The sequence below is a fragment of the Corynebacterium cystitidis genome, from assembly GCF_900187295.1.
Lineage (GTDB): Bacteria > Actinomycetota > Actinomycetes > Mycobacteriales > Mycobacteriaceae > Corynebacterium > Corynebacterium cystitidis.
Window position 1 is genome coordinate 2,796,478 of sequence record NZ_LT906473.1, and the last position, 19,289, is coordinate 2,815,766.

General features: G+C 58.7%; 16 protein-coding genes. 5 read left to right on the forward strand and 11 right to left on the reverse strand.

The window, feature by feature from the left end; translation table 11 throughout:
* Positions 1-98: 98 nt before the first annotated feature.
* From CKV99_RS13180 to CKV99_RS13195, 4 genes are all read right to left on the reverse strand, one after another.
* Positions 99-1,907: a phosphoenolpyruvate carboxykinase (GTP) gene (locus CKV99_RS13180; RefSeq protein WP_092259705.1), complete on the reverse strand. Its 1,809-nt coding sequence runs from the start codon at positions 1,905-1,907 to the stop codon at positions 99-101.
* Between the two features lie 217 nt (positions 1,908-2,124).
* On the reverse strand, positions 2,125-2,481 hold the full coding sequence (locus CKV99_RS13185; protein ID WP_092259707.1) for a hypothetical protein: 357 nt from the start codon (positions 2,479-2,481) through the stop codon (positions 2,125-2,127).
* A 19-nt stretch (positions 2,482-2,500) separates the two neighbouring features.
* Positions 2,501-2,923: a hypothetical protein gene (locus CKV99_RS13190; RefSeq protein WP_092259709.1), complete on the reverse strand. Its 423-nt coding sequence runs from the start codon at positions 2,921-2,923 to the stop codon at positions 2,501-2,503.
* 135 nt (positions 2,924-3,058) lie between these two features.
* The gene (locus CKV99_RS13195) at positions 3,059-4,540 is read right to left on the reverse strand and encodes an MFS transporter (RefSeq protein ID WP_092259795.1); all 1,482 of its coding nucleotides are present in this window, start codon (positions 4,538-4,540) and stop codon (positions 3,059-3,061) included.
* 177 nt (positions 4,541-4,717) lie between these two features.
* Between CKV99_RS13195 and leuS the strand changes: the two genes are divergently transcribed.
* Positions 4,718-7,690: a leucine--tRNA ligase gene (gene leuS, locus CKV99_RS14885; RefSeq protein ID WP_231910092.1), complete on the forward strand. Its 2,973-nt coding sequence runs from the start codon at positions 4,718-4,720 to the stop codon at positions 7,688-7,690.
* Positions 7,691-7,794: 104 nt separating this feature from the next.
* Here leuS and CKV99_RS13210 read toward each other — a convergent pair whose 3' ends face one another.
* The 3 genes from CKV99_RS13210 to CKV99_RS13220 form a co-directional block, all read right to left on the reverse strand.
* The gene (locus CKV99_RS13210) at positions 7,795-9,000 is read right to left on the reverse strand and encodes a YeiH family protein (RefSeq protein ID WP_092259711.1); all 1,206 of its coding nucleotides are present in this window, start codon (positions 8,998-9,000) and stop codon (positions 7,795-7,797) included.
* Between the two features lie 341 nt (positions 9,001-9,341).
* Positions 9,342-10,319, reverse strand: a complete 978-nt coding sequence (locus CKV99_RS13215) for an acrylyl-CoA reductase family protein (protein ID WP_408607542.1) — start codon at positions 10,317-10,319, stop codon at positions 9,342-9,344.
* 94 nt (positions 10,320-10,413) lie between these two features.
* Positions 10,414-11,361, reverse strand: a complete 948-nt coding sequence (locus CKV99_RS13220; RefSeq protein ID WP_092259715.1) for a hypothetical protein — start codon at positions 11,359-11,361, stop codon at positions 10,414-10,416.
* A gap of 49 nt (positions 11,362-11,410) precedes the next feature.
* Here CKV99_RS13220 and CKV99_RS13225 point away from each other — a divergent pair, with 49 nt between their 5' ends.
* Genes CKV99_RS13225 through CKV99_RS13235 form a run of 3 tightly spaced genes read left to right on the forward strand, consistent with a single transcriptional unit; the run spans position 11,411 to position 12,755 of the window.
* Positions 11,411-11,938: a VanZ family protein gene (locus tag CKV99_RS13225; RefSeq protein ID WP_092259717.1), complete on the forward strand. Its 528-nt coding sequence runs from the start codon at positions 11,411-11,413 to the stop codon at positions 11,936-11,938.
* A gap of 53 nt (positions 11,939-11,991) precedes the next feature.
* A complete protein-coding gene (locus tag CKV99_RS13230) occupies positions 11,992-12,396 on the forward strand; it encodes a YidH family protein (protein ID WP_092259797.1) in 405 nt (134 codons plus the stop codon).
* Positions 12,393-12,755, forward strand: a complete 363-nt coding sequence (locus CKV99_RS13235) for a DUF202 domain-containing protein (protein ID WP_231910093.1) — start codon at positions 12,393-12,395, stop codon at positions 12,753-12,755. The genes CKV99_RS13230 and CKV99_RS13235 overlap by 4 nt, the downstream gene beginning before the upstream one ends.
* Here the strand turns inward: CKV99_RS13235 and CKV99_RS13240 are convergent.
* Positions 12,729-14,072 carry a plasmid pRiA4b ORF-3 family protein gene (locus tag CKV99_RS13240; protein WP_231910094.1) on the reverse strand — a complete coding sequence of 448 codons (1,344 nt, stop codon included), beginning with the start codon at positions 14,070-14,072 and terminating at the stop codon, positions 12,729-12,731. The two genes, CKV99_RS13235 and CKV99_RS13240, sit on opposite strands and share 27 nt — an antisense overlap.
* A 64-nt stretch (positions 14,073-14,136) precedes the next feature.
* On the opposite strand from CKV99_RS13240, the gene CKV99_RS13245 reads away from it, so the two are divergent.
* A complete protein-coding gene (locus CKV99_RS13245) occupies positions 14,137-15,639 on the forward strand; it encodes a gluconokinase (protein ID WP_092259720.1) in 1,503 nt (500 codons plus the stop codon).
* 89 nt (positions 15,640-15,728) lie between these two features.
* Here the strand turns inward: CKV99_RS13245 and CKV99_RS13250 are convergent, their stop codons facing one another.
* The 3 genes from CKV99_RS13250 to CKV99_RS13260 are packed head-to-tail and all read right to left on the reverse strand — an operon-like array spanning position 15,729 to position 19,260.
* Positions 15,729-16,802, reverse strand: a complete 1,074-nt coding sequence (locus tag CKV99_RS13250) for an FAD-dependent oxidoreductase (RefSeq protein ID WP_092259723.1) — start codon at positions 16,800-16,802, stop codon at positions 15,729-15,731.
* A 50-nt stretch (positions 16,803-16,852) separates the two neighbouring features.
* Positions 16,853-18,436: a bifunctional ADP-dependent NAD(P)H-hydrate dehydratase/NAD(P)H-hydrate epimerase gene (locus CKV99_RS13255; RefSeq protein ID WP_092259725.1), complete on the reverse strand. Its 1,584-nt coding sequence runs from the start codon at positions 18,434-18,436 to the stop codon at positions 16,853-16,855.
* A gap of 14 nt (positions 18,437-18,450) precedes the next feature.
* Positions 18,451-19,260 carry an Fpg/Nei family DNA glycosylase gene (locus CKV99_RS13260; protein ID WP_092259727.1) on the reverse strand — a complete coding sequence of 270 codons (810 nt, stop codon included), beginning with the start codon at positions 19,258-19,260 and terminating at the stop codon, positions 18,451-18,453.
* Between the last annotated feature and the right edge of the window lie 29 nt (positions 19,261-19,289).

The following is a 19,289-nucleotide window of genomic DNA, read 5'->3' on the forward strand; positions in this document are numbered from 1 at the left end:
CGGACTCCTTCCACTCAGGCTGTTCCTAGGGCGGTAGAAAGCTCCCGCCCCACACTCAGTGCCTGAAACTGCTGCGCTTTAGCCATCCACCAGGCGATTTAATCCTCCGCTAGCGCCTTTTTCATCCTTTCGTGAGCGTCCCAGATCTCCTGTGGCAGGTTGTCAAACTGTGCAAGGTGCTCGCCTCGGTGCTCCATTTCCTGGCGCCAGCGGTCTTCGTCGATACGCAGTACAGCGTCGAGGTCCTCATCGCTGATGTCCAAACCTTCCAAGTTCAACTCGCTCTTCTTCGGCAGCACGCCAACTGGGGTGTTTACTCCTTCGGCGCGACCTTCGCGGTAGTCGATCAGCCAGAGCAGGGCGCGCAGATTATCGCGGTAGCCGGGCCACAGGTAGTGGCCATCTTCTGGGTCGCGTTGGAACCAGTTCACGTGGGCGAAGATGGGTTTATCTTCGACCTTTTCGAAGACGTTGAGCCAGTGTTGTGCGTAGTCCCCTTCCGGATAGGACATAAACGGGCGCATAGACATTGGGTCGTAGCGCAGTTTACCGTCCATGCCCTCAGCGGCGAAGGTGGCCTCGGCGCCCAAGGTAAGGCCGTCGTAAACGCCTTCGGCAACGTCGGTGATAGCCCGGATTAATGGTTCACGGTCAGAAGCTCGGCCGCCGAAGATCACGGCGTCGATAGGCACGCCCGCTGGTTCGAAAGCGTCCGGGGCCACGGTGGTCACCTGCTCCAAGTCCACGGTGAAGCGACCATTGGGGTGGGTCCAGGTGCCGTCGAAGTCTGCGGTGATTTCTTCGCCGTTCCAGGCGATCCAGCCTTCGTCTGTGGGTGGCTCAGGTGTTTTACCTTCCCACCACACCTCGTGGGTGGAGGGATTGTAGGCCACGTTAGTGAAAATGGCGCCAGAGCCCTCCGCGATCGCGTGCAGTGCGGCGGGGTTGGTTTCTTCGTTCGTGTCCTTTGCCACGCCGAAGACCCCATCTTCAGGGTTCATCCCGTACAGGCGGCCATCCTCGCCAACCCACAGCCAGGCAATATCGTCGCCGTAGAAGTCCACACGGTAGCGGTCGCCCAGGGCGTCTGGTGGCAGCGTCATTGCCAGGTTGGTTTTGCCGGAGGCAGAGGGGAATCCGCCACAGATGCGGTAGGTACGCCCTGTTTCTTTATCGTGGATGCCCAGCAGCATGAACTGTTCTGCAAGGAACTTTTCGGAGCGCCACCCGTCGTAAGCAGCTTGGCGTAGCGCGTGGGCAATCTTGCCTAGCAGGGCATTGCCACCATAGGCGGAGCCGTAGTGCAAAATCATGCGTTGATCCGCGACGGTGGCAAAAAGCCGCTGGTCATCATCGGTGCCTTGGCCGAGATTGTCAAGGTCGCCGGTCACGTGCACGCCCCGGACAAAGAAGTTCGGATCCTCCAGGCCGTTGAGGTATTCGATACCAACACGGGCCATGCGCATCATCTGCAGCACCACGTTGCGATCATCGGTCAGTTCCACACCCGCTGCATACGAGGCCAGCGGGTTCCCGGGCACTGCCATCAGGTAGGGCACCACATACATAGTTTTGCCTGCCGACGCGCCCTTCATGCGTTGACGTAGTGTTTCTACAGTTTCCTCACCGTCACGCCAGTTGTTGTAAACACCCTTGTCTTCAGGCCTTGAGGTTGCCACGACTGTGCGCTCTTCGGAGCGGGCAGTGTCTTTGGCGTGTGAACGGGAGAAGTACCGCCCGCGTCCTGCTGGCTGAAGGCTGCCGTCTTCCAGCGACTCGTCAATGAGGCGCTGGTTGTCTGCGGCTGACACGAGTTCGATATTGGCGGGTTGGGTAATTGCTGCCCATTCCTCGACAAATTGGGCGATTGCTGGGTTGGGGATATCTACAGCGTAGGGGCTGTCCATTGTGTCCTCCTAAAGAACAAGCTCTGTAGTGGATTACTTCCAGTTGTCTGACTTGGTAATCCTCACTCAGTAACCCAGCATAGTTCAATAATCTGAACAAAGAACTTCAATTAGCCATTTTCTTTTCGACGAGGACGGGCGCCACACCGCACAACGGACGAGGGCGCTCGTCGAAAAGCCGCATACAGCAGAGCGGGTAGGCAGCTGGTGTGGCTACTTAGTCTGTGATTACCACCATTTCTACAGCGGCGAAGTCAAGCTGATGGCGCTGCTCAACCTCGCGGATGCTTTCCTCAGCTGTGTCGATCAGCGCAACGGAGGTGGGATGCTCTTTTTCGGCATCCTCATCCTTTTTCAAGTCTGCAAGAACAATCGGTGAAAAGTCCACACCGGCTAGAATGCCACTTCTTTGGTAACCGTCTGCGTGGAGTTTTGTGAATTCACCGTCTTTAAACAGTACTGGGCCGTCGGCGCAGCCAAAGGCGAAACCATTCTCGCTGACAGCCTCGCCGTGTACCTTCGGGCATTCAGTAGTTTCTGCGTCCGGGTTGGCGATGTCACGAGACTTCACCACGGTGACTTCTCCAGTTGCATCAGAAAAACAGTGCGGTTAGCCCTTCGTGGGGGACAACGTGGCCAGCCTGAGGAACGTCATAGGTGACATTGGTTAGCTGTGGGTCTGTCTCGTAGAAGTGGGAATGGTCGCCGTGCGGCTTTTCAATCAATCCGGAATCGTAGGCGTGCAGCGTATTACCTTCAGTTACGAGCGCGTGGCGCCCGTCACCTGCTTGGTTGAGGCGGAGGAAAGCGTTTTTCTCAATTTCCTCGAGGACCTCCCCCGTTTCTGGGTCAAGCGTGGTGAGGCCTTTGTCGTGGGTGAGGATGACACGAGGACTTAAGCTTGAAACCTCAACGGCCTCAGTCTCGGCTTGCCTCCGCTCCTCTGTACCATTCGACGAGCATGCTGATATGGATAGTGCGCTAACGACGAGTGCCACAACGATTGTGCGGTTCATGAAATGGATGTCATGAGCTCGGACCCTAACACAAGGGAAAATCGTTTCCAATAGTGTTCGGGTATTTTTCGGACTACGAGAAATCAAAGCAATGTATGGCGAATAGAAAATCGATTTTTTGGTACCCAATCAGTCTTAGGCGCGAGTGGTCGTCGTTAAGCGAAGGTCAGCAATCGACACAGCAAGAGCGATAAGCATAAACACCACGACTATTCCCCAACCAGTGAGAATCGCAGGAGTCCATCCAGCGTGGAGCTGAACCGAAAACGCAACACCAGTAATCACCGCAATACCCACAGTGGTACCAATGCGTTGACCGGTTTGTAAGACCCCACCGACGGAACCCGCATATTCTTGCGGAATGCGCGCCAGCGTCAGGGTTTGATTAGGCGTGATCACCATGCCTTGGCCGGTGCCAAAAATGGCGAGTGTTCCGATGAGGATGAGTTCACTCCAACCAAAACGATCCACCCCGTACACCACAATCGCGCTGGACACGATACCGGTTATAGCAAGCGAGATGCCCAGGATGACTACCGAGCGCCCCATGCGCGAGACCGCCCCGCCCGACCAGAAAGACGACAGCGCGCTAAGAATTGCCGAGGGAACCCCGATCAGCCCAGTGACCAGTGCCGTGTACCCCAAGCCCAACTGAAAGTAGAGCGCAACCAGTACCCACACTGAGGTGATACCCATAAACCAGATAAAGGCGATCAGCGCGCCATTGCGGAAGGCCACTTGGCCGAAAACCCTTAGATCGACCATGGGTTTGATGTTGTTCGAGGGCTTGGCGCAGCGTTTCTCCCACCAGATCCACACAGCCACCAGGAGAGCGGCGAGTGGAATCAGGAACCGCACCCACGCAGTGCGCTGCGTGCCCACAAAGGGCAGCATCACAGCAAGAACAGCGCTACCCAGCAATAAGGCGCCGAGTGGATCGAGCTGACGCACCGTGTCGAAAAAAGACGTCGAGCGGCCCGTGGTGGCGTTGGTCAGTCGGGAGATTAAGGGGCGGGGAAACCACAGCAGGCCCAGCAGAATGCAGGCAATGCCGAAGGGGACGTTGATCAACATGGTCAGCCTCCAGCCGAGGTCCGGCCCGCCCGCTGAAATTAGAAAACCACCAACAACTGGCCCGATTGCCACGGCAATACCCACCGTGGAGCCGAAAATCCCGTAGGCGCGACCCCGTTCAGCACCAGTGAAATAGTGCTGAATCATGCCAATAGTCTGCGGATTGAAAAGCCCAGCACCGATGCCCATCACTAGGCGCGCAATGTTAAGCACAGTAGTGCTCGGTGCGAGGCCAGCCGCAACCGCGCCAAGCGTATAGACGGTCATGCCCAAGAGATAAAGCCCGCCGCGGCCCAGCATGTCCCCGGCGCGCCCGGCGGCAACCAAGACCACCCCAAAGGTAAGGGCGTAACCAGCCAGGATCCACTGAGACTGCCCAGGCGTGGCCCCCAATGAGTGTTGAATTGAGGGCAACGCCACGTTGATGATGGAGACCGCGATTAACGCGACGAAAATTCCCAACAGCAGGACGGCAAGGATACGCCAGCGCCGCGGGTTCGGTTGGGCGTGAGAGGTTGATAAGTTATTGGCGGTGGCGTTCATGAGCCACATTGTAGAGCCATGAGCAAATCTTCCCGGAGGCGCAGACTTAACGCCCTATCACCCCAGCCGTAGCCTGTAGCTTTAGCCTGTAGTCTGACGAATAATAAGCGCTACGTTAACCTGCGGCTTAAGCCCCTCAACCGCGCGTGTCGGGTGGGTCTACTACACTTGTTTTCCATGACGAACGCGCAAGAAGGACCTGATTTCCGCTATTCGGCGGGGCTTGCTAACACGATTGAGAAGAAGTGGCAGAAGTACTGGGCTGAACAGGGCACTTTCCACGCTCCGAACCCGGTGGGTGATTTAGCTACCGGCGGCGAGTTGCCGAAGGAGAAGCTCAACGTGCAGGACATGTTCCCGTACCCGTCGGGCGCGGGCCTGCATGTGGGCCACCCGCTGGGCTATATCGCCACCGACGTGTTTGCGCGTTACCACCGCATGCAGGGCAAGAATGTGCTGCATACGTTGGGTTATGATGCGTTCGGTCTGCCTGCGGAGCAGTACGCAATCCAGACGGGCACCCACCCGCGCACGACAACCATGACCAATATTGAGAACATGGAGCGCCAGCTCGGTGCGCTGGGTCTGGGCCACGATAAGCGTCGCGCGGTGGCCACCACTGACCCGGAGTTTTATAAGTGGACGCAGTGGATTTTCCTGCAGATTTACAACGCGTGGTTTGATGAGGAGCAGCAGAAGGCCCGCCCTGTCGCTGAGCTTATCGACGAATTATCCTCCGGTGCTCGTACCACTAAGGATGGCCGGGAATTTGCTTCGCTTTCTCCGGAGGAGCAGCGCGCTGCTGTTGATGAGTTCCGCCTGGTGTACTTGAGCGAGTCTATGGTGAATTGGTGCCCCGGCTTGGGTACTGTGCTGGCCAACGAGGAGGTTACGGCCGATGGCAGGTCGGAGCGTGGCAACTTCCCGGTGTTCCGGAAGCGTCTGCGCCAGTGGATGATGCGGATTACTGCCTACTCGGACCGGTTGTTGGATGATCTTGAGCTGTTGGATTGGCCGGAGAAGGTCAAGGCTATGCAGCGCAATTGGATTGGCCGTTCCCGTGGTGCGGAGGTGGTCTTCCTGGCGGAAGACCACGGAGCCGGAGGTCACGGGGGGCAAGGCACGGCTGCCGGTGATCGCGAAGATTCACTTTCTGCCGGTGATCGCGAGGATTCACTTTCTGCCGGTGATCGCGAGGATTCACTTTCTGCCGGTGATCGCGAGGAACGAGCGATCACCGTGTTCACCACCCGCGCCGATACTCTCTTTGGCGCTACCTATGTTTCTTTGGCGCCGGAACATGAGCTCGTCGATAAGCTTACTGCGGATTCCTTCCCTGCTGGCACGAACCCGAAGTGGACCTACGGCTGCGCCACTCCTGCCGAGGCGGTGCAGAAGTATTTGCGCGATATCGCGGCTAAGTCGGATCTGGAGCGCCAGGAAAACAAGGACAAGACTGGTGTGTTCCTGGGCACTTTTGCCACCAACCCAGTCAGCGGCGAGCAGGTGCCGATTTTCATCGCGGATTATGTGCTTACCGGCTACGGTACGGGTGCGATTATGGCTGTGCCCGCCCATGATGAGCGTGACTATGAGTTCGCCACTGAGTTTGAGTTGCCGATCATCCCTGTGCTCGACGGAGACATCTCTGAGCAGGCGTTTGTTGGCGATGCCCCACACATTAACTCCGCTAATGACCGCGGCCTGGACTTAAACGGCATGGGCCTCGACGAGGCGATTTCTACCACAATTGATTGGTTGGTCGCCGAAGGTGCGGGTGAGGAGAAGATTCAGTACAAGCTGCGTGACTGGCTGTTTGCCCGCCAGCGTTATTGGGGTGAGCCATTCCCCATTGTGTACGACGAAGCCGGTAATGCCCACGCTCTGCCTGAATCGATGTTGCCTGTGGAGCTGCCGGAGGTGGAAGATTACAAGCCTGTTTCCTTCGACCCAGACGATATTGATTCTGAGCCCTCTCCCCCGTTGGCCAAGGCCACTGAGTGGGTCAATGTTGAGCTTGACTTGGGTGATGGTCCGAAGCAGTACCGGCGTGATACCAATGTGATGCCTCAGTGGGCGGGTTCTTCCTGGTACCAGCTGCGCTACATTGATCCGACCAATGACGATGCATTTGTCGACCTAGAGAACGAGCGTTACTGGACAGGCCCGCAGCCTGAGGTCCACGGCGAGAATGACCCCGGCGGCGTTGACCTCTATGTTGGTGGTGTTGAGCATGCTGTGCTGCACCTGCTCTATTCGCGTTTTTGGCACAAAGTGCTCTTTGACCTGGGCCATGTGACCTCGAAGGAGCCGTACCGTCGCCTGTACAACCAGGGCTACATCCAGGCCTACGCCTACACGGATGCCCGAGGCGTGTACGTGCCAGCCGCCGAAGTGGAGGAAAAAGACGGCAAGTACTATTACGCCGGCAACGAAGTTGCCCAGGAGTACGGCAAGATGGGCAAGTCCCTGAAGAATGCCGTTGCCCCGGATGAGATCGGCGAAGAGTTTGGTGCGGACACCCTGCGCGTCTATGAGATGTCGATGGGCCCGTTGGATACGTCGCGCCCGTGGGCCACGAAGGATGTCGTCGGCGCGCACCGCTTCCTGCAGCGTTTGTGGCGTTTGCTTATCGACGAAGAAACCGGCGAACTGCTTGCCTCCGAGGAACCCCTCACCGATGAGGACAATAAGCACCTGCATCGCACCATCGCCGGTGTCACCGATGATTATGAGAACCTGCGCGATAATACTGTGGTGGCCAAGCTCATTGAGTACGTCAATTATCTGACTAAGACCTACCCGGGTCCCGTGCCGCTGGAGGCTGTGGTTCCGCTGGTGCAGATGGTGTCTCCGCTGGCGCCGCATATCGCGGAGGAGTTGTGGCAGCGCCTCGGCCACACGGACACCATCACGTTTGAGCCTTTCCCTGTCGCAGAAGAGTCGTGGCTTGTCGACGACTCCGTGGAGCTTCCCGTGCAGATCAACGGCAAGGTTCGCTCCCGCATAGAGGTGGCTACCGATGCGTCGAAAGACGAGATTGAGGCTACCGCGCGTGCCGACGAGAAAGTGGTTGAGCTGGTAGGTGACGGCACCATTGTGAAGGTGATTGTGGTGCCGGGCCGCATGGTGAACCTCGTGGTGAAATAGCTGGATTGGTACGTTCGGTCGCCGGTTTCCGGTTTTTCTCCGACAAAAATGATAACTGGCGACCGAAGCGATCACCGCTTGAAGCGTGTTACGAGCGTGTGTGTTTAAGCGAGCATCCCCGCGAAAATCACGCCAAAGAATAACCAGGCTAAAAAGAGTCCCACAATCAGGTTCACGGTTGTGCCAAAGGCAAATACCACGATGGGCTTCCATCCCGCCTGACGCAGGGATTCGAAACGAAATTCTAAACCGATGGACACAAACGCCAAGGTAAACAGGAAAGTTTGCAGTGATTTCGCGGCGTCTAAACCTGCGTCGAGCCATCCACCGGAAGCTGCTGCCGGGTAGATCGCGGCTAGGACAGTGACCAGAATTGAGGCAGCGATAAACCCGAGGACGAATTTAGGGAAACGAGTCCATACCTCACCCCAGTGTGGCTTAACAGTTGCTGCGCTGCGATCCACCTTCATAGTGAAGTAGAGCGATAAGGCAACGGCTACAAATCCGATCAGGGCGTTTTGGGTCATCTTCACAATTGCTGCGTACTCGAGTACATCATCACCGGCAACGGCACCTGCTGCGGTGACAGCGGCGGTGGTATCGATATTGCCGCCGATCCAAGCGCCTGCCACCGGGGCTGATAAGCCCATCAGCTCAGCCAGCCACGGCAGCAAGAATATGGACGGCACTGCGAAAACAATCACTAACCCTGCGGTATAGGCCAACTGTTCCTTTTTCGCATGAACAGCCCCGGCTGCGGCTACGGCAGCAGAGACACCACAAATGGAAAGCGCGGATGCTAAAAGTGCACGCAGGTGATTATCCACACCGAGTAATCCGGCAAACCACCAGGTAAGCAGGAATACTGTAGCGATGAGTGCGATGGCCTGGAGTACTGCGGGTGCTGCTGCGGTGACAATCACACCGAGGTTGACGGTAGAGCCGAGCAGGACCAAACCAGTCTTAATGAATAGCTCAGTGCGAAAAGCTGCCGACATTTTTTCTGACCAGCCCAACAGACTCAGGATGGCGTTGGCTGCGAAACCTAAAATGATGGCGTAGATGGGAAATTCGATGCTTTTGGATAATGGCCCAAACCATGTTCCTTCTGCCCAATCTGGTACGCGGGAGACCAGAATGGAAACACAGATTGCTAAGCCAAAAACAACAATTACTCCGCCTCCTGTCCATGCCTTGTGGTGAGTAGGTGTTGTCGTAGAGGTGTGGCTTGTGGGTTCTGTGGGTTCTGTAGGTTCGGGGGCAGCTTGACAATTAGTTGTTGCCGCGCGAGACGTTGAGTATTGAGACATTTAGAACCACTGTCCAATATTTGGAAAAATCCCTGAAAGGCAGAGCAACAAAAGTACTATCCCGGCAACTGTTGCTATCCAATCTTCACTGAGGGAGAACTTGCCGTGGGAATCCGGTTGCGTTTGCGCCGGAGAAGATGGTGGTGTCTCGGTTGGGTAGGCGGTAGACATGGATAACCTTTCCGAACATGAGTTTTCTCGCTATAGACCGATTGGTCTATAGGGTAACTTGAAAAATAGACATTTCAGTCTATTGGGTAGCTAACTACAAAGTCCCAGTTGCCGCCAAGTTTATTATTCAATAGCGCACGCAATGCCTGACCACTGGAAGCACCATCCTGTCATTCCACCTGCACTACCACGCGGCCCCGCCCGGTACCGGCCAGCAAGTTGGCCCCCACCTCAATGGCACCAGCTACATCAACGGTTGCGGTAGAGCTTGTGAGCTTATCGACGTCCAGATGTGCAGCCAGTAAGTTCCACGCCTGATCACGCAGCTCAACCGGGGCATCAACGGAGTTCACCCCAGCCAAATTCACACCTCGCAAGATAAATGGCAGCACGCTAGCTGGCAGGTCTGCACCCGCCGCCAAACCACACGCTGCCACCGTGCCACCCCAGGTGATCTGCGATAACACATTGGCCAGCGGTGTAGAACCAAGGGTGTCCACAGCACCGGCAAAGCGTGCTTTCTGTAAGGGCTTGCCAGCTTCTTCGAAATCAGCACGGTCAATCACATCGCTCGCCCCTAACTCTTTGAGCCAGTCTTTGTGGTCGTCGATACGCCCGCTAGCAGCGACCACCTCAATGCCTTGGGCTGCCAGAAGCTGCACCGCGATCGAACCAACCCCGCCGGTGGCACCAGTGACAAGCACCGGGCCAGCTTTGCCAACATCATGAAGCGCTAGTATGCACAGCGCTGCGGTATAACCAGCTGTTCCTATCGCTGCGGCTGTCCATTCATCAAAGCGCTCTGGCACGCAGGTGACGTACTCGGCGTCGATCTTCATCTGCGGCGTATATCCACCATTGCGGCGCTCCCCGATCCCGTGGCCGTTGACTGTGACGAGGGTTCCGGGTTCAAACTTTGGAGATGTAACCACACGGCCTACGGCATCAATGCCTGGCACAAGAGGTAGGGTGCGTACCACGCCTTTGCTGCCGGCCAGGGCCATGCCGTCTTTGTAGTTGACGGAGGAATGGGTGATATTGATCAGGGTGTCGCCCTCACCGGCGTGCTCTGCGGCGGTGTCAACAAGTTGTGGGCCATTGTTAGTTATCAGCAGTGTGCGAGTCATACCTCCACGATAGGCAGGCATGTCACTTTATGGTCGACAAATCCGACGATTTCCTGGGCGATGGCCGTGTTTGTCGACCAAAAAGAGCAGTGGCACGCACCCCGACAACCACACCCTAAAGTTGGTTGAGCAACCAACCAATCAGGTGTTTGCCCACCTCTGTGGGCTGCAGCGCACCAGAAAGCGCGTTTTGCTTCTCTAACCCCAACAACCCGCGGAGATCCTTATTCAAAGAGCTGGTTGGGGTGACATGCCCACCAGTCATATCGTGGATCACCTGGGAATAAGCATTATCAAAATCCGCAGCGGCCACACCCAGATACCCAGCCACCTGGGACTGCCCAACCAGCGCAAAAAGTGCACTCACCACCGCCTCAATCTGGTGGGTGGAGTTAAAAGCATAAGGAAAATTACGGTCCACCCAGCGCAAATACTCGGAGGAGTTTTCAAGACAATCCTCACCGCGCTCAGTTAAATACAGCGCATCAGTATCAAAACGGGCCAGCCGCATATCTGTAATCAGCTTCACCAACGAGGACGCCGCCCGTTCCGGCTCACCGTCTGCTACAAAGCCCCGCTCCAACGGCACTGTCTGCAGCGCAGAACCAATGGGAACCTTGGGGTAGTCCAGTGGCCCGGCCGCAAGCTCGGTTAGTACAGGATCGCAGGTGGCGGCGAGTTCTTCGTCGATAAGCGCGCGCATCTCGTCGGAAAGCTCTGTATAGCGCCCCAGGTCAGCGGCCTGGATGATCGGTGCCAGGCGGGGATAGCCCTGCGCAAGCACATCGAAAAACCCCATCTCGCCCTGCACAGCTACCGAAATCCGGACCTCACCCTGCTCTAGGTAAAATGTCGCGCCGGGGCTACTTAAGGCCTCGCCGATATCCTCGACGGTGGTGCCGCCGGGCTCGACGGTGAATTGCCACGTGGCCTCGACGAGCTCAAACAGTGGGCTAAGTACGCGCTGCAGCTGGTTTGCGCTGAGGTCAGTGGGAACTGTCATTGTGTGTTGGACGGGAGGCTCGGCGCCTGCAAGATCGAGGAACAATGTGGTGTCGGTCATTGTTCCGAGCCTAGTGAACCTAGGCGTAAAACACGTAAGCTGGAGGACCATGTCTCGTTTTCATCGAACCTTAGCCATTCTAGCTGGGGTGTTGTGGGTGGTTGTGGTGTTCAGCTACACCATGCTCAAAACGAACGTGGCGCTGCCCGGGGTGTGGGATTCGGAGGTGCACCAACGCCGCGAGCTGCGCCTGATTCCCCTCCAAGGATTTTTTGAATCGCAAGTGTGGTGGGGACCGCTGCAAAACATGGTGGGAAATATTGGTTTGTTCGTTCCGGTTGGGTTTCTTCTGGTCATCGTGTTCGCGCCGCGTCGGCCAGTGCGTGTGGCAACGATTACAGGGTGTGTGATCAGCCTGACTATTGAGGTTTCCCAGTTTGTTTTCGCGCGCGGCTATAGCGACGTAGATGACCTCATCTTTAATACCCTAGGTGCAGCGCTTGGGGCATGGATTGCCACGCGCGTGCCGACGAAGGCTGTCACCACGAGCATCGGCCTGATTGTGGCGGTGGGGCTTGTTGCCATTATCCCGTTTGCACTTGATGGGGCGCGCTGGCTGCGCGACGCGATGCAGTAGAACGCAGCGCAGTAGAAGGCAGCGCAGTAGAAGGCGGTCCTACAATGGGTGCCATGACAGAGCCTGACGAGCAAGAACAGCGCACGGGACAGCGCACGGAGCAGCGTGGCGCTTTTTCACGCGCCGTTTTCCCTGACGGTGAGGAGCCAGACCCGCGGTTCACCCTGGCAAATGAGCGTACTTTTTTGGCGTGGACGCGTACCTCCCTAGCGTTTCTAGCAGGCGGTATTGCACTTGAGGCCTTCGAGATGCCCACCATCAATGATGATGTGCGGCGTATCGCAGCGCTGGTGATCATCGTGATCGGCATGCTCATAGCCTTAGGTGCTGCGATCCGCTGGGTGCGTGTAGAACGCGCAATGCGCCACGCGAAACCGCTCCCGGCACCAGCGATCGCCCCAGTACTTGGTGTGGGCATTTTCGTGGCAGCATTGATTGTTCTGGTGGCCTTGTTATGAGGTTTGCCAAAGAGTTTCCCACCCGGGTGAAAGATTCCCAGATCCCTATCACCGATCTGGGCCTCCAGCCAGAACGCACCAGCCTGTCATGGTCGCGCACATCCTTAGCCATGTTGGTGTGTTCGGCGACACTGCTGCGCTGGGCCTGGCACTATACCGCCGTTGTGTACCTGGCCATTGGCCTGCTGATGGCGCTGGCATTGCTGATTGTGCTCACCCAGCGCCGCCGCTACTCCGTGGAGGCCCAAGGCATCCAGCGCGAGTTCACCGAACCCAATGTTTTCGCAGTATTCACCATGACTATAGCCATGGTGTTCCTTGGTGCCATCGGGCTATATCTCATCGGCGTGACGTTCTAACAGTTGGGCTAAAAACCGCTGGCCGGCACCTGTCATGGTTAAACCGTTGGACGGTTCCAGCACACCAAGGCCCACAAAAACATTGGCGGCGCGCTCCATATCAGCTGGCACCGGGGTCGTACGCCCCAGCAATGACTGCGCCCCAGAACTAGCGGTGAGCCACATCAACACCTGCGGCCACTCGGAGCGGGCAAAAGCCTGCGGCAGCTCCTCGGCCAAGTGATCCACCAGGGCGGGTGTGTCGTCGATAAGCGCCTGCCCCAGCGGAGATAAGCGCACCTCATGGGCTTTTTCTTGGATCACCCCGGCAATAGTGAGCACCTGGCGTAGGGCACGCACCGGCCCGGCGTGCTCCTCGCACCGGGTGCCACCAAAGCCGATGCTGCTGGCAATCGCGCACACATCGTCCATGCTCAGCTGACCATTGTCATCCAGGCGCACCCCGTCGGCCACATACTCAAGGATCACGGAGAGATTGTGCTCCATGGGGTCCTCGCCCTCGTCTTCAATCAGCGCCTCGGAGAAGAACTCGGCGATGGCCTGCACCAAGGTCGGGTTATGCTCCGGGTGCGGGTCCAGTGCCATGATTTGCTGCAAATCCGGCCGGCCCGCCAGGAAGTGGTCGAACTCGTCGGCAAGCATCGGGGCGCGCGGATCCTCCGGTGCCCGCGATACCGAATCAATCTGTAGCTCCTCTGCCACATAGGCAATCCGCTCCGAGATGGTCACATGATCAGCGTTGGTCAGCCGCTGCAAAATCCGCTCGGGGCTCATCACCGGCAGGAAACTTAGCAGCAAAGGGGCGATCTCCATATCCGGCACCAGCCCGGCAGTCAGCCGACGTGCTTCGTGGTGGAAGCGCGTCATCATGGCAGGACCGCCGCAGGCCTCTACAACATCGGGGCCCATGGCGTCGACAAGTAGCGGGGTGGGCCCATCGATCTCCGAATCCCCCAGCGGTTCGATGGCCATATTCCAGTTCGCGCCCGAGTCATACACGTAGGTAGTAGGGCCCAGGTCAGCGACGGTCACTGTGTGTTCTGCCACCTCGCCTTCGGTTGGCGCGGTGACATAAACATTGCGCGTTGGCCCGGTTGAGTCCATGTACATGTGCGTGGCCATGCCCGAAAAACCGAAGGCAGCTTCTATCACGTTGGCTAATTCCCCCAGGTGAATCGAGTCATCCACGTTAATCAGCCGTGACATTTCGGGCTTTGAGCCTTCCACGGTAATAAGCAGTGAGACGATCATGCCCCATAGCGTACGACGGATTGTCGTTCCGCGCGCGCCGAACGGCAACGAACTGGCCCCATACATGCTTGGAACCGTTTAAGGTGTAGGTTAACCGAAAGTTTCCTTTTGCCCCGGGAGCGTTATTACCATGAAGGCACCTAAGACACGCAAGATCCCCACCATGTCCGTCCCTTTGGACGAATCTCGTGGCCCGTACGTCCTCGCTATGGACGTCGGCTCTACGGCCTCCCGCGGCGGGCTTTACGACGCTTCCGGCCGCCCCGTGAAACGCTCTAAGCAGCGCATATCGCACGAATTTGAATCAGGCAATGACGGCAACTCCACCATTGATGCGGACCAGATCGCCGCGGAGTGCCGCGAGATTGTTGACGGGTTGGTCGCTTTCGCCCAGGACAATGGCCTGCAAATCAAAGGCGTGGCGTTCGACTCCTTCGCCTCTTCCTTTTTGCTTGTCGACGACGACGGCAACGCCTTGACGCAGTGCGCCACCTACGCCGACTCACGCAGTGCGAAGTATGTGTCGAAGCTACGCGAGCTTGTCGACGAGCAGGCGTACCACCAGCGCACCGGCGTGCGCATCCACGGCTCCTATCACCCGGCGAAGCTCCTGTGGGCGCAGGAAGAATGGCCGGACCGCTGGGAGAAGGCCCGGTGGGTGATGACCATCGGCGAGTACGTCTACCTGAAACTGGCCGGCGTGATGGGCCTGGCGGTGTCTACTGGTGCGTGGTGTGGCATTGTGAACGCGCGCACCGGAGAGCTTGACACCGAGATCCTTGAGGCGTGCAACGTGGACCCAGAGATGATCGCACCCCTGCATTTTCCTGATGAGCCCGCCTACCCCACCGGCACCGACTGGTCGGCGCTGGACGGCGTGCCATGGTTCCATGGGATCCCGGACGGCTGGCCGTCGAATGTGGGCCCTGGTGCGGTGGATGAGCACACGATTGCTGTGGCGGCTGCTACCTCTGGTGCGATGCGCGTGCTGTTGCCCGAGGTACCGGATGTGATTCCAAGTGGTTTGTGGTGCTACCGCGTCACCCGTGACCAGGCAATTCTTGGTGGTGCGTTGAATGATGTGGGCCGTGCGGTGACCTGGATGGAGAAGGTGCTCACCCCTATTGATGCGGAGGACCTCGACGATGTGTTACGTGGCGATACCAGCGAGTATGCCCCCGTGGTGCTGCCGTTTTTCTCCGGGGAGCGCGCAACCGGGTGGGCTGCGGATGCCTCGGCAAGTTTCGTGGGCATTTCCGACGACACTTCGGCGATGGACCTGTGGCGTGGCCTGATTGAGGGCTTGGCTATCTCCTATGAACGCGTCTACGAGCAGCTTGATATCGCCGGCGCCCAGCCGGAGCGCATCATTGCTTCAGGGCGCGTGACCACCGAGCACCAGGGCTGGTTGGCGGTGCTTGCCGACGCCTTAGAGTGCGACGTGATCCCCCTTGCGATGAAGCGTGCGACCTTGCGCGGTACTGCGATTATTGCCCTGGATGTGATTAACCCTGGTGGTGAGCGCGCCGTGCCACCTTTCGGCGAGCCACTGAAACCCGTGGCCGAGCACCTCGAGTACTTCACCCGCCTGCGCGAGCGTTTCGACAAGCTCTACGGCTACCTTGTTGAATAAGCGTTGAATAAACGTTGAATAAACGTTGAATAATCTTGCCGAGGCTACGGCGTAGGTCAGGCGTAGGTCAGGCGTAGGTCAGCCGGACTTCAGCAGCGCTGCGCAATCGCCGCCGCCGTCTGCTTTGCAAAGGGGCCAACGCCCATGATGGTGTCCGCGCCGGGCCCATTCGCCTCCGAGTACCCCACCAGGAACAGGCCTTCTACGGTGGGTGCGGCACCGTCAAGCAGGTGGCGCACTGGACCCCACGATGGGCGAAAGCCGGTACACCAAATGAGGTGGTTCACCCCGTCAAGCTCGTCGAGTGAATCCACCATGGGCCGGGCGTTAAGGCGGCCGCTATCACGCGCGCGCTTTACTTCGGGCACCATGACGATATCGCCGAGGTTCTCCACCCCACCAGGGTCTTGTTCCCCTTTGGCGATGGCCAGGTAGCGTTGGCGGTTGCGTTTGAACAGGTCCGCGCCGTCGATGTTGTCGGGCATCCAGCGCGGCTTATGCCGGGTGAGCCACACTACCTCGGCGACCTCGGACAGTTCGGCGGCGATCTGCGCGCCCGAGTTACCGCCACCCACCACGGCGACTTTCGTGCCGCGGAATGTGTCTTTGCCTGGGTAGTTCGCCGAGTGCCAGAACTGGCCTTCTAAAGTACCTGGCACCGACGGCACAAATGGTGAGGTCCACGTCCCAGTAGCAACTACCACGTTGTTGGTGGTCAGCTCTAGTGGTGTCAGCTCGGAGAAGTCGTCGGCAGGTGCGGCATGCACCGTGAAGTGGCTGGCCCCTCCCCCGTGGTCGACGTGGTCGCCGAAGTCGACCACGGAGGAAAAACCAGCTACTTCTCCGTGGTCGACGAAGTCGACCACGTCGACCACGTAGGGTCTGCGGATATCAAACTCGTAGCGGTCCTCCCACGCCGCGAAGTACTCCACCACGTGGTCGCGTGGCGGGTAGCCGTCGTAGGCGGGCATCGGCATGCCGGGTAGATTAGAAAACCCCGCGTTGGAGAACAGGGTGAGCGAATCCCAATACTGCTGCCATGCCCCGCCGGGGCCGGTTTGGGCGTCGATAAGCACCGGCTCTATCCCTTGCCGGCGCAGGTAGTAAGCGGTGGCCAGCCCAGCTTGGCCGGCACCAATAATGATGGCGGGAAAATGCTGCATAACCTCAGCCTAAAGCACCCGCGCAAAGCACCCGCGCAAAGCACCCATCGTTAGCTAGGGGCTGCAAGCTGGGCGGATGCGGCCGGAACGGCGTCGGCGATCTTGGTGGCACTCGTCGGGCCTTGTCCGAACTTAGTGGTGGCGCTAAGCTTCGCGGCCACGGCGTGGATGGCTACCACTTGGTCGAGGGCATACTGTGCCAACTGCGGTGACTGCGCTGCCACCCGCGCCAAGTGTGCTCCAGCGATGCCTGCCAGTACGTCGCCGGAGCCTGGGGTTGCGGACCACGAATGGCCTGCATCGATGATGTGGGTGTGGGGGCCACCTGCGATGATTGTGGCGCGGCCCTTGCGCACCACTGTTGCCTGCAGGTGCGCGGCCAGCGCCTCAGTCTCGGCCAGCCGATGAGTCTGGTCTAGCCCACACGCCTGGCGCAGTCGCGCGAACTCGCCATCGTGTGGCGTGAGCACAGTTGTCGCTTCGCGCTTCACGACGAGCGCCCGAAGCTCCTCATGCTCCGTGAGCAGGGTGAGCCCATCGGCGTCGATCAGTACCGGTAGCTCTGTGTTCAAGAGCTGTTCGAGCTCTGCGGCGGCGTTATTGTCGGTACCTGCGCCGGGGCCGAACACCCACGCCTGGACACGCGCAGGCTTGTCGATGGACTTTGTCACCACCACCTCTGGGTGGGCTCGTACCACCTCTAGGGCTTGGGGGCCGGCGTAGCGCACCATGGCCGGGGTGGCATTCACCGCGCCGCGCACAGTCAGTAGTGCCGCGCCAGGATAGGTGCCGCTACCTGCGCGGATTCCCACTACTCCCCCGGTGTATTTGTCGTCGTCAGCACCAGGCTCCAGCCTGGACACCCCAGGGGGACGCATGGTGCGCAGGTGCTCAGGCCACGTACCGTCGGGCCAGATATGCACCGGTTGGGTGGCGCGCCATACCAGGTAGTGGGAGCCCTGCTCGCGTAAAAGATTGGATAAGGCAGGGTTGCCGATTTCCGCCAGAAGCTGCTGCCCACACTGGGGTGCCAACCCGTGGGCCAGGCGGAACTCGCCGAAGGTCACGGTCACATCAGCAGTGACGTGCTGCGGGTGGGCCACCCCCGTGTCTGCTTCCACCCCACTAGGCACATCCACCGCGAGCACCGGTACGTACCAACCACGGATGCTGGTGACGATGCCGAAGGTATCGTCATCAAGCCCGCCACGCCCGCCGATGCCGGTGATGGCGTCAATGGCGATGCGGTAGCGCGCACACTCCTGGTGGGTGGGCGGCTGCTCGAGCACAACTCCGCCAGCCTGGCGGAAAGCGGTGAGCGCCGGCTCGTGCGCCTGGCCGCCGGTCAGGAACGCCTCAACCTTTAGCCCCTGCATCGCAAGCTGCGCGCCGGCATACAGCCCATCTCCCCCATTGCCACCCTTTCCTGCAAGAATGAGCACTACATCACGCGCATTCCCCGTTGCTTCTTGGACCGCGGCGGCCAAGGGGTGGTCGTCGGCACGCACCATCGCCTGGGTCACGTCGCACACGGCGGAGGCGGCCTGCTGCATCAACTGATCCGGGAAATCCTGGGCCTCAAGCAGCGGCTTTTCGGCCGCGCGGATCTGGGCTGCGGTGTAGGCGTAACTCATAGCGCCCAGGGTAGTTATTTTTGGCAGGTGGGGCACCAAAACAGGTTGCGTCCCTGCATCACCTGAAAAGACACTGGGGTGGCGCACACATAACACGGTTCACCCGCACGGCGATAGACATACACTTCGCCGCCGTGGTCGTCGTCACGCGCGGCTCTACCCATCGTTTCCGGCATGTGCTCACCACGCACGGTATTAATCTCACCCTGCATAACGCCCAGGCGCATCAAGAACACCAAATCAGCCCAGATCGCGTCGAACTCGGCGCGGTCCAGCTGGGTACCCAGCATAAACGGGGAGATTTTCTGGCGGAAGAGCACCTCAGCGCGGTAAATATTGCCCACCCCGGCAAACATGGACTGGTCCATCAACATCGCACCGATCGTGCGACGGGACCTGTGCACCCGCTGCCACAGTGCATCCGGGTTCGCATCATCACGGATCGGGTCCTCACCCACACGCGCCACAATAGTGTCACGCTCTACCTCAGTAATCAGGCGACAAAACTGGGGGCCACGCAGGTTAGCGGCCTGCTTGCCTGCCTCGATCCGCAGTCGCATTTGGCCCCAGCGGTCGTCGATAGGCTCGAAACGCACCTGCCCAATCAGGCCCAAGTGGATGTACACGATGTGGGCGGGTGCATCAACATCAAAGTCGATGAACAAGTGCTTGCCAAAAGCCTCCGCCTGGGCGATCTGGGACCCATCGAGCACCGCCGCCTCCCGCGAAAAACGGCCCTGGGGGCTGGTAACAGACAGGGGCTGACCGCGGAAATCGTCGTTCAGCCTTCGCGCAAGACGATGGATGACGTGACCTTCAGGCATGCGTCACAGTATAAGGCGCGCCATGCTGT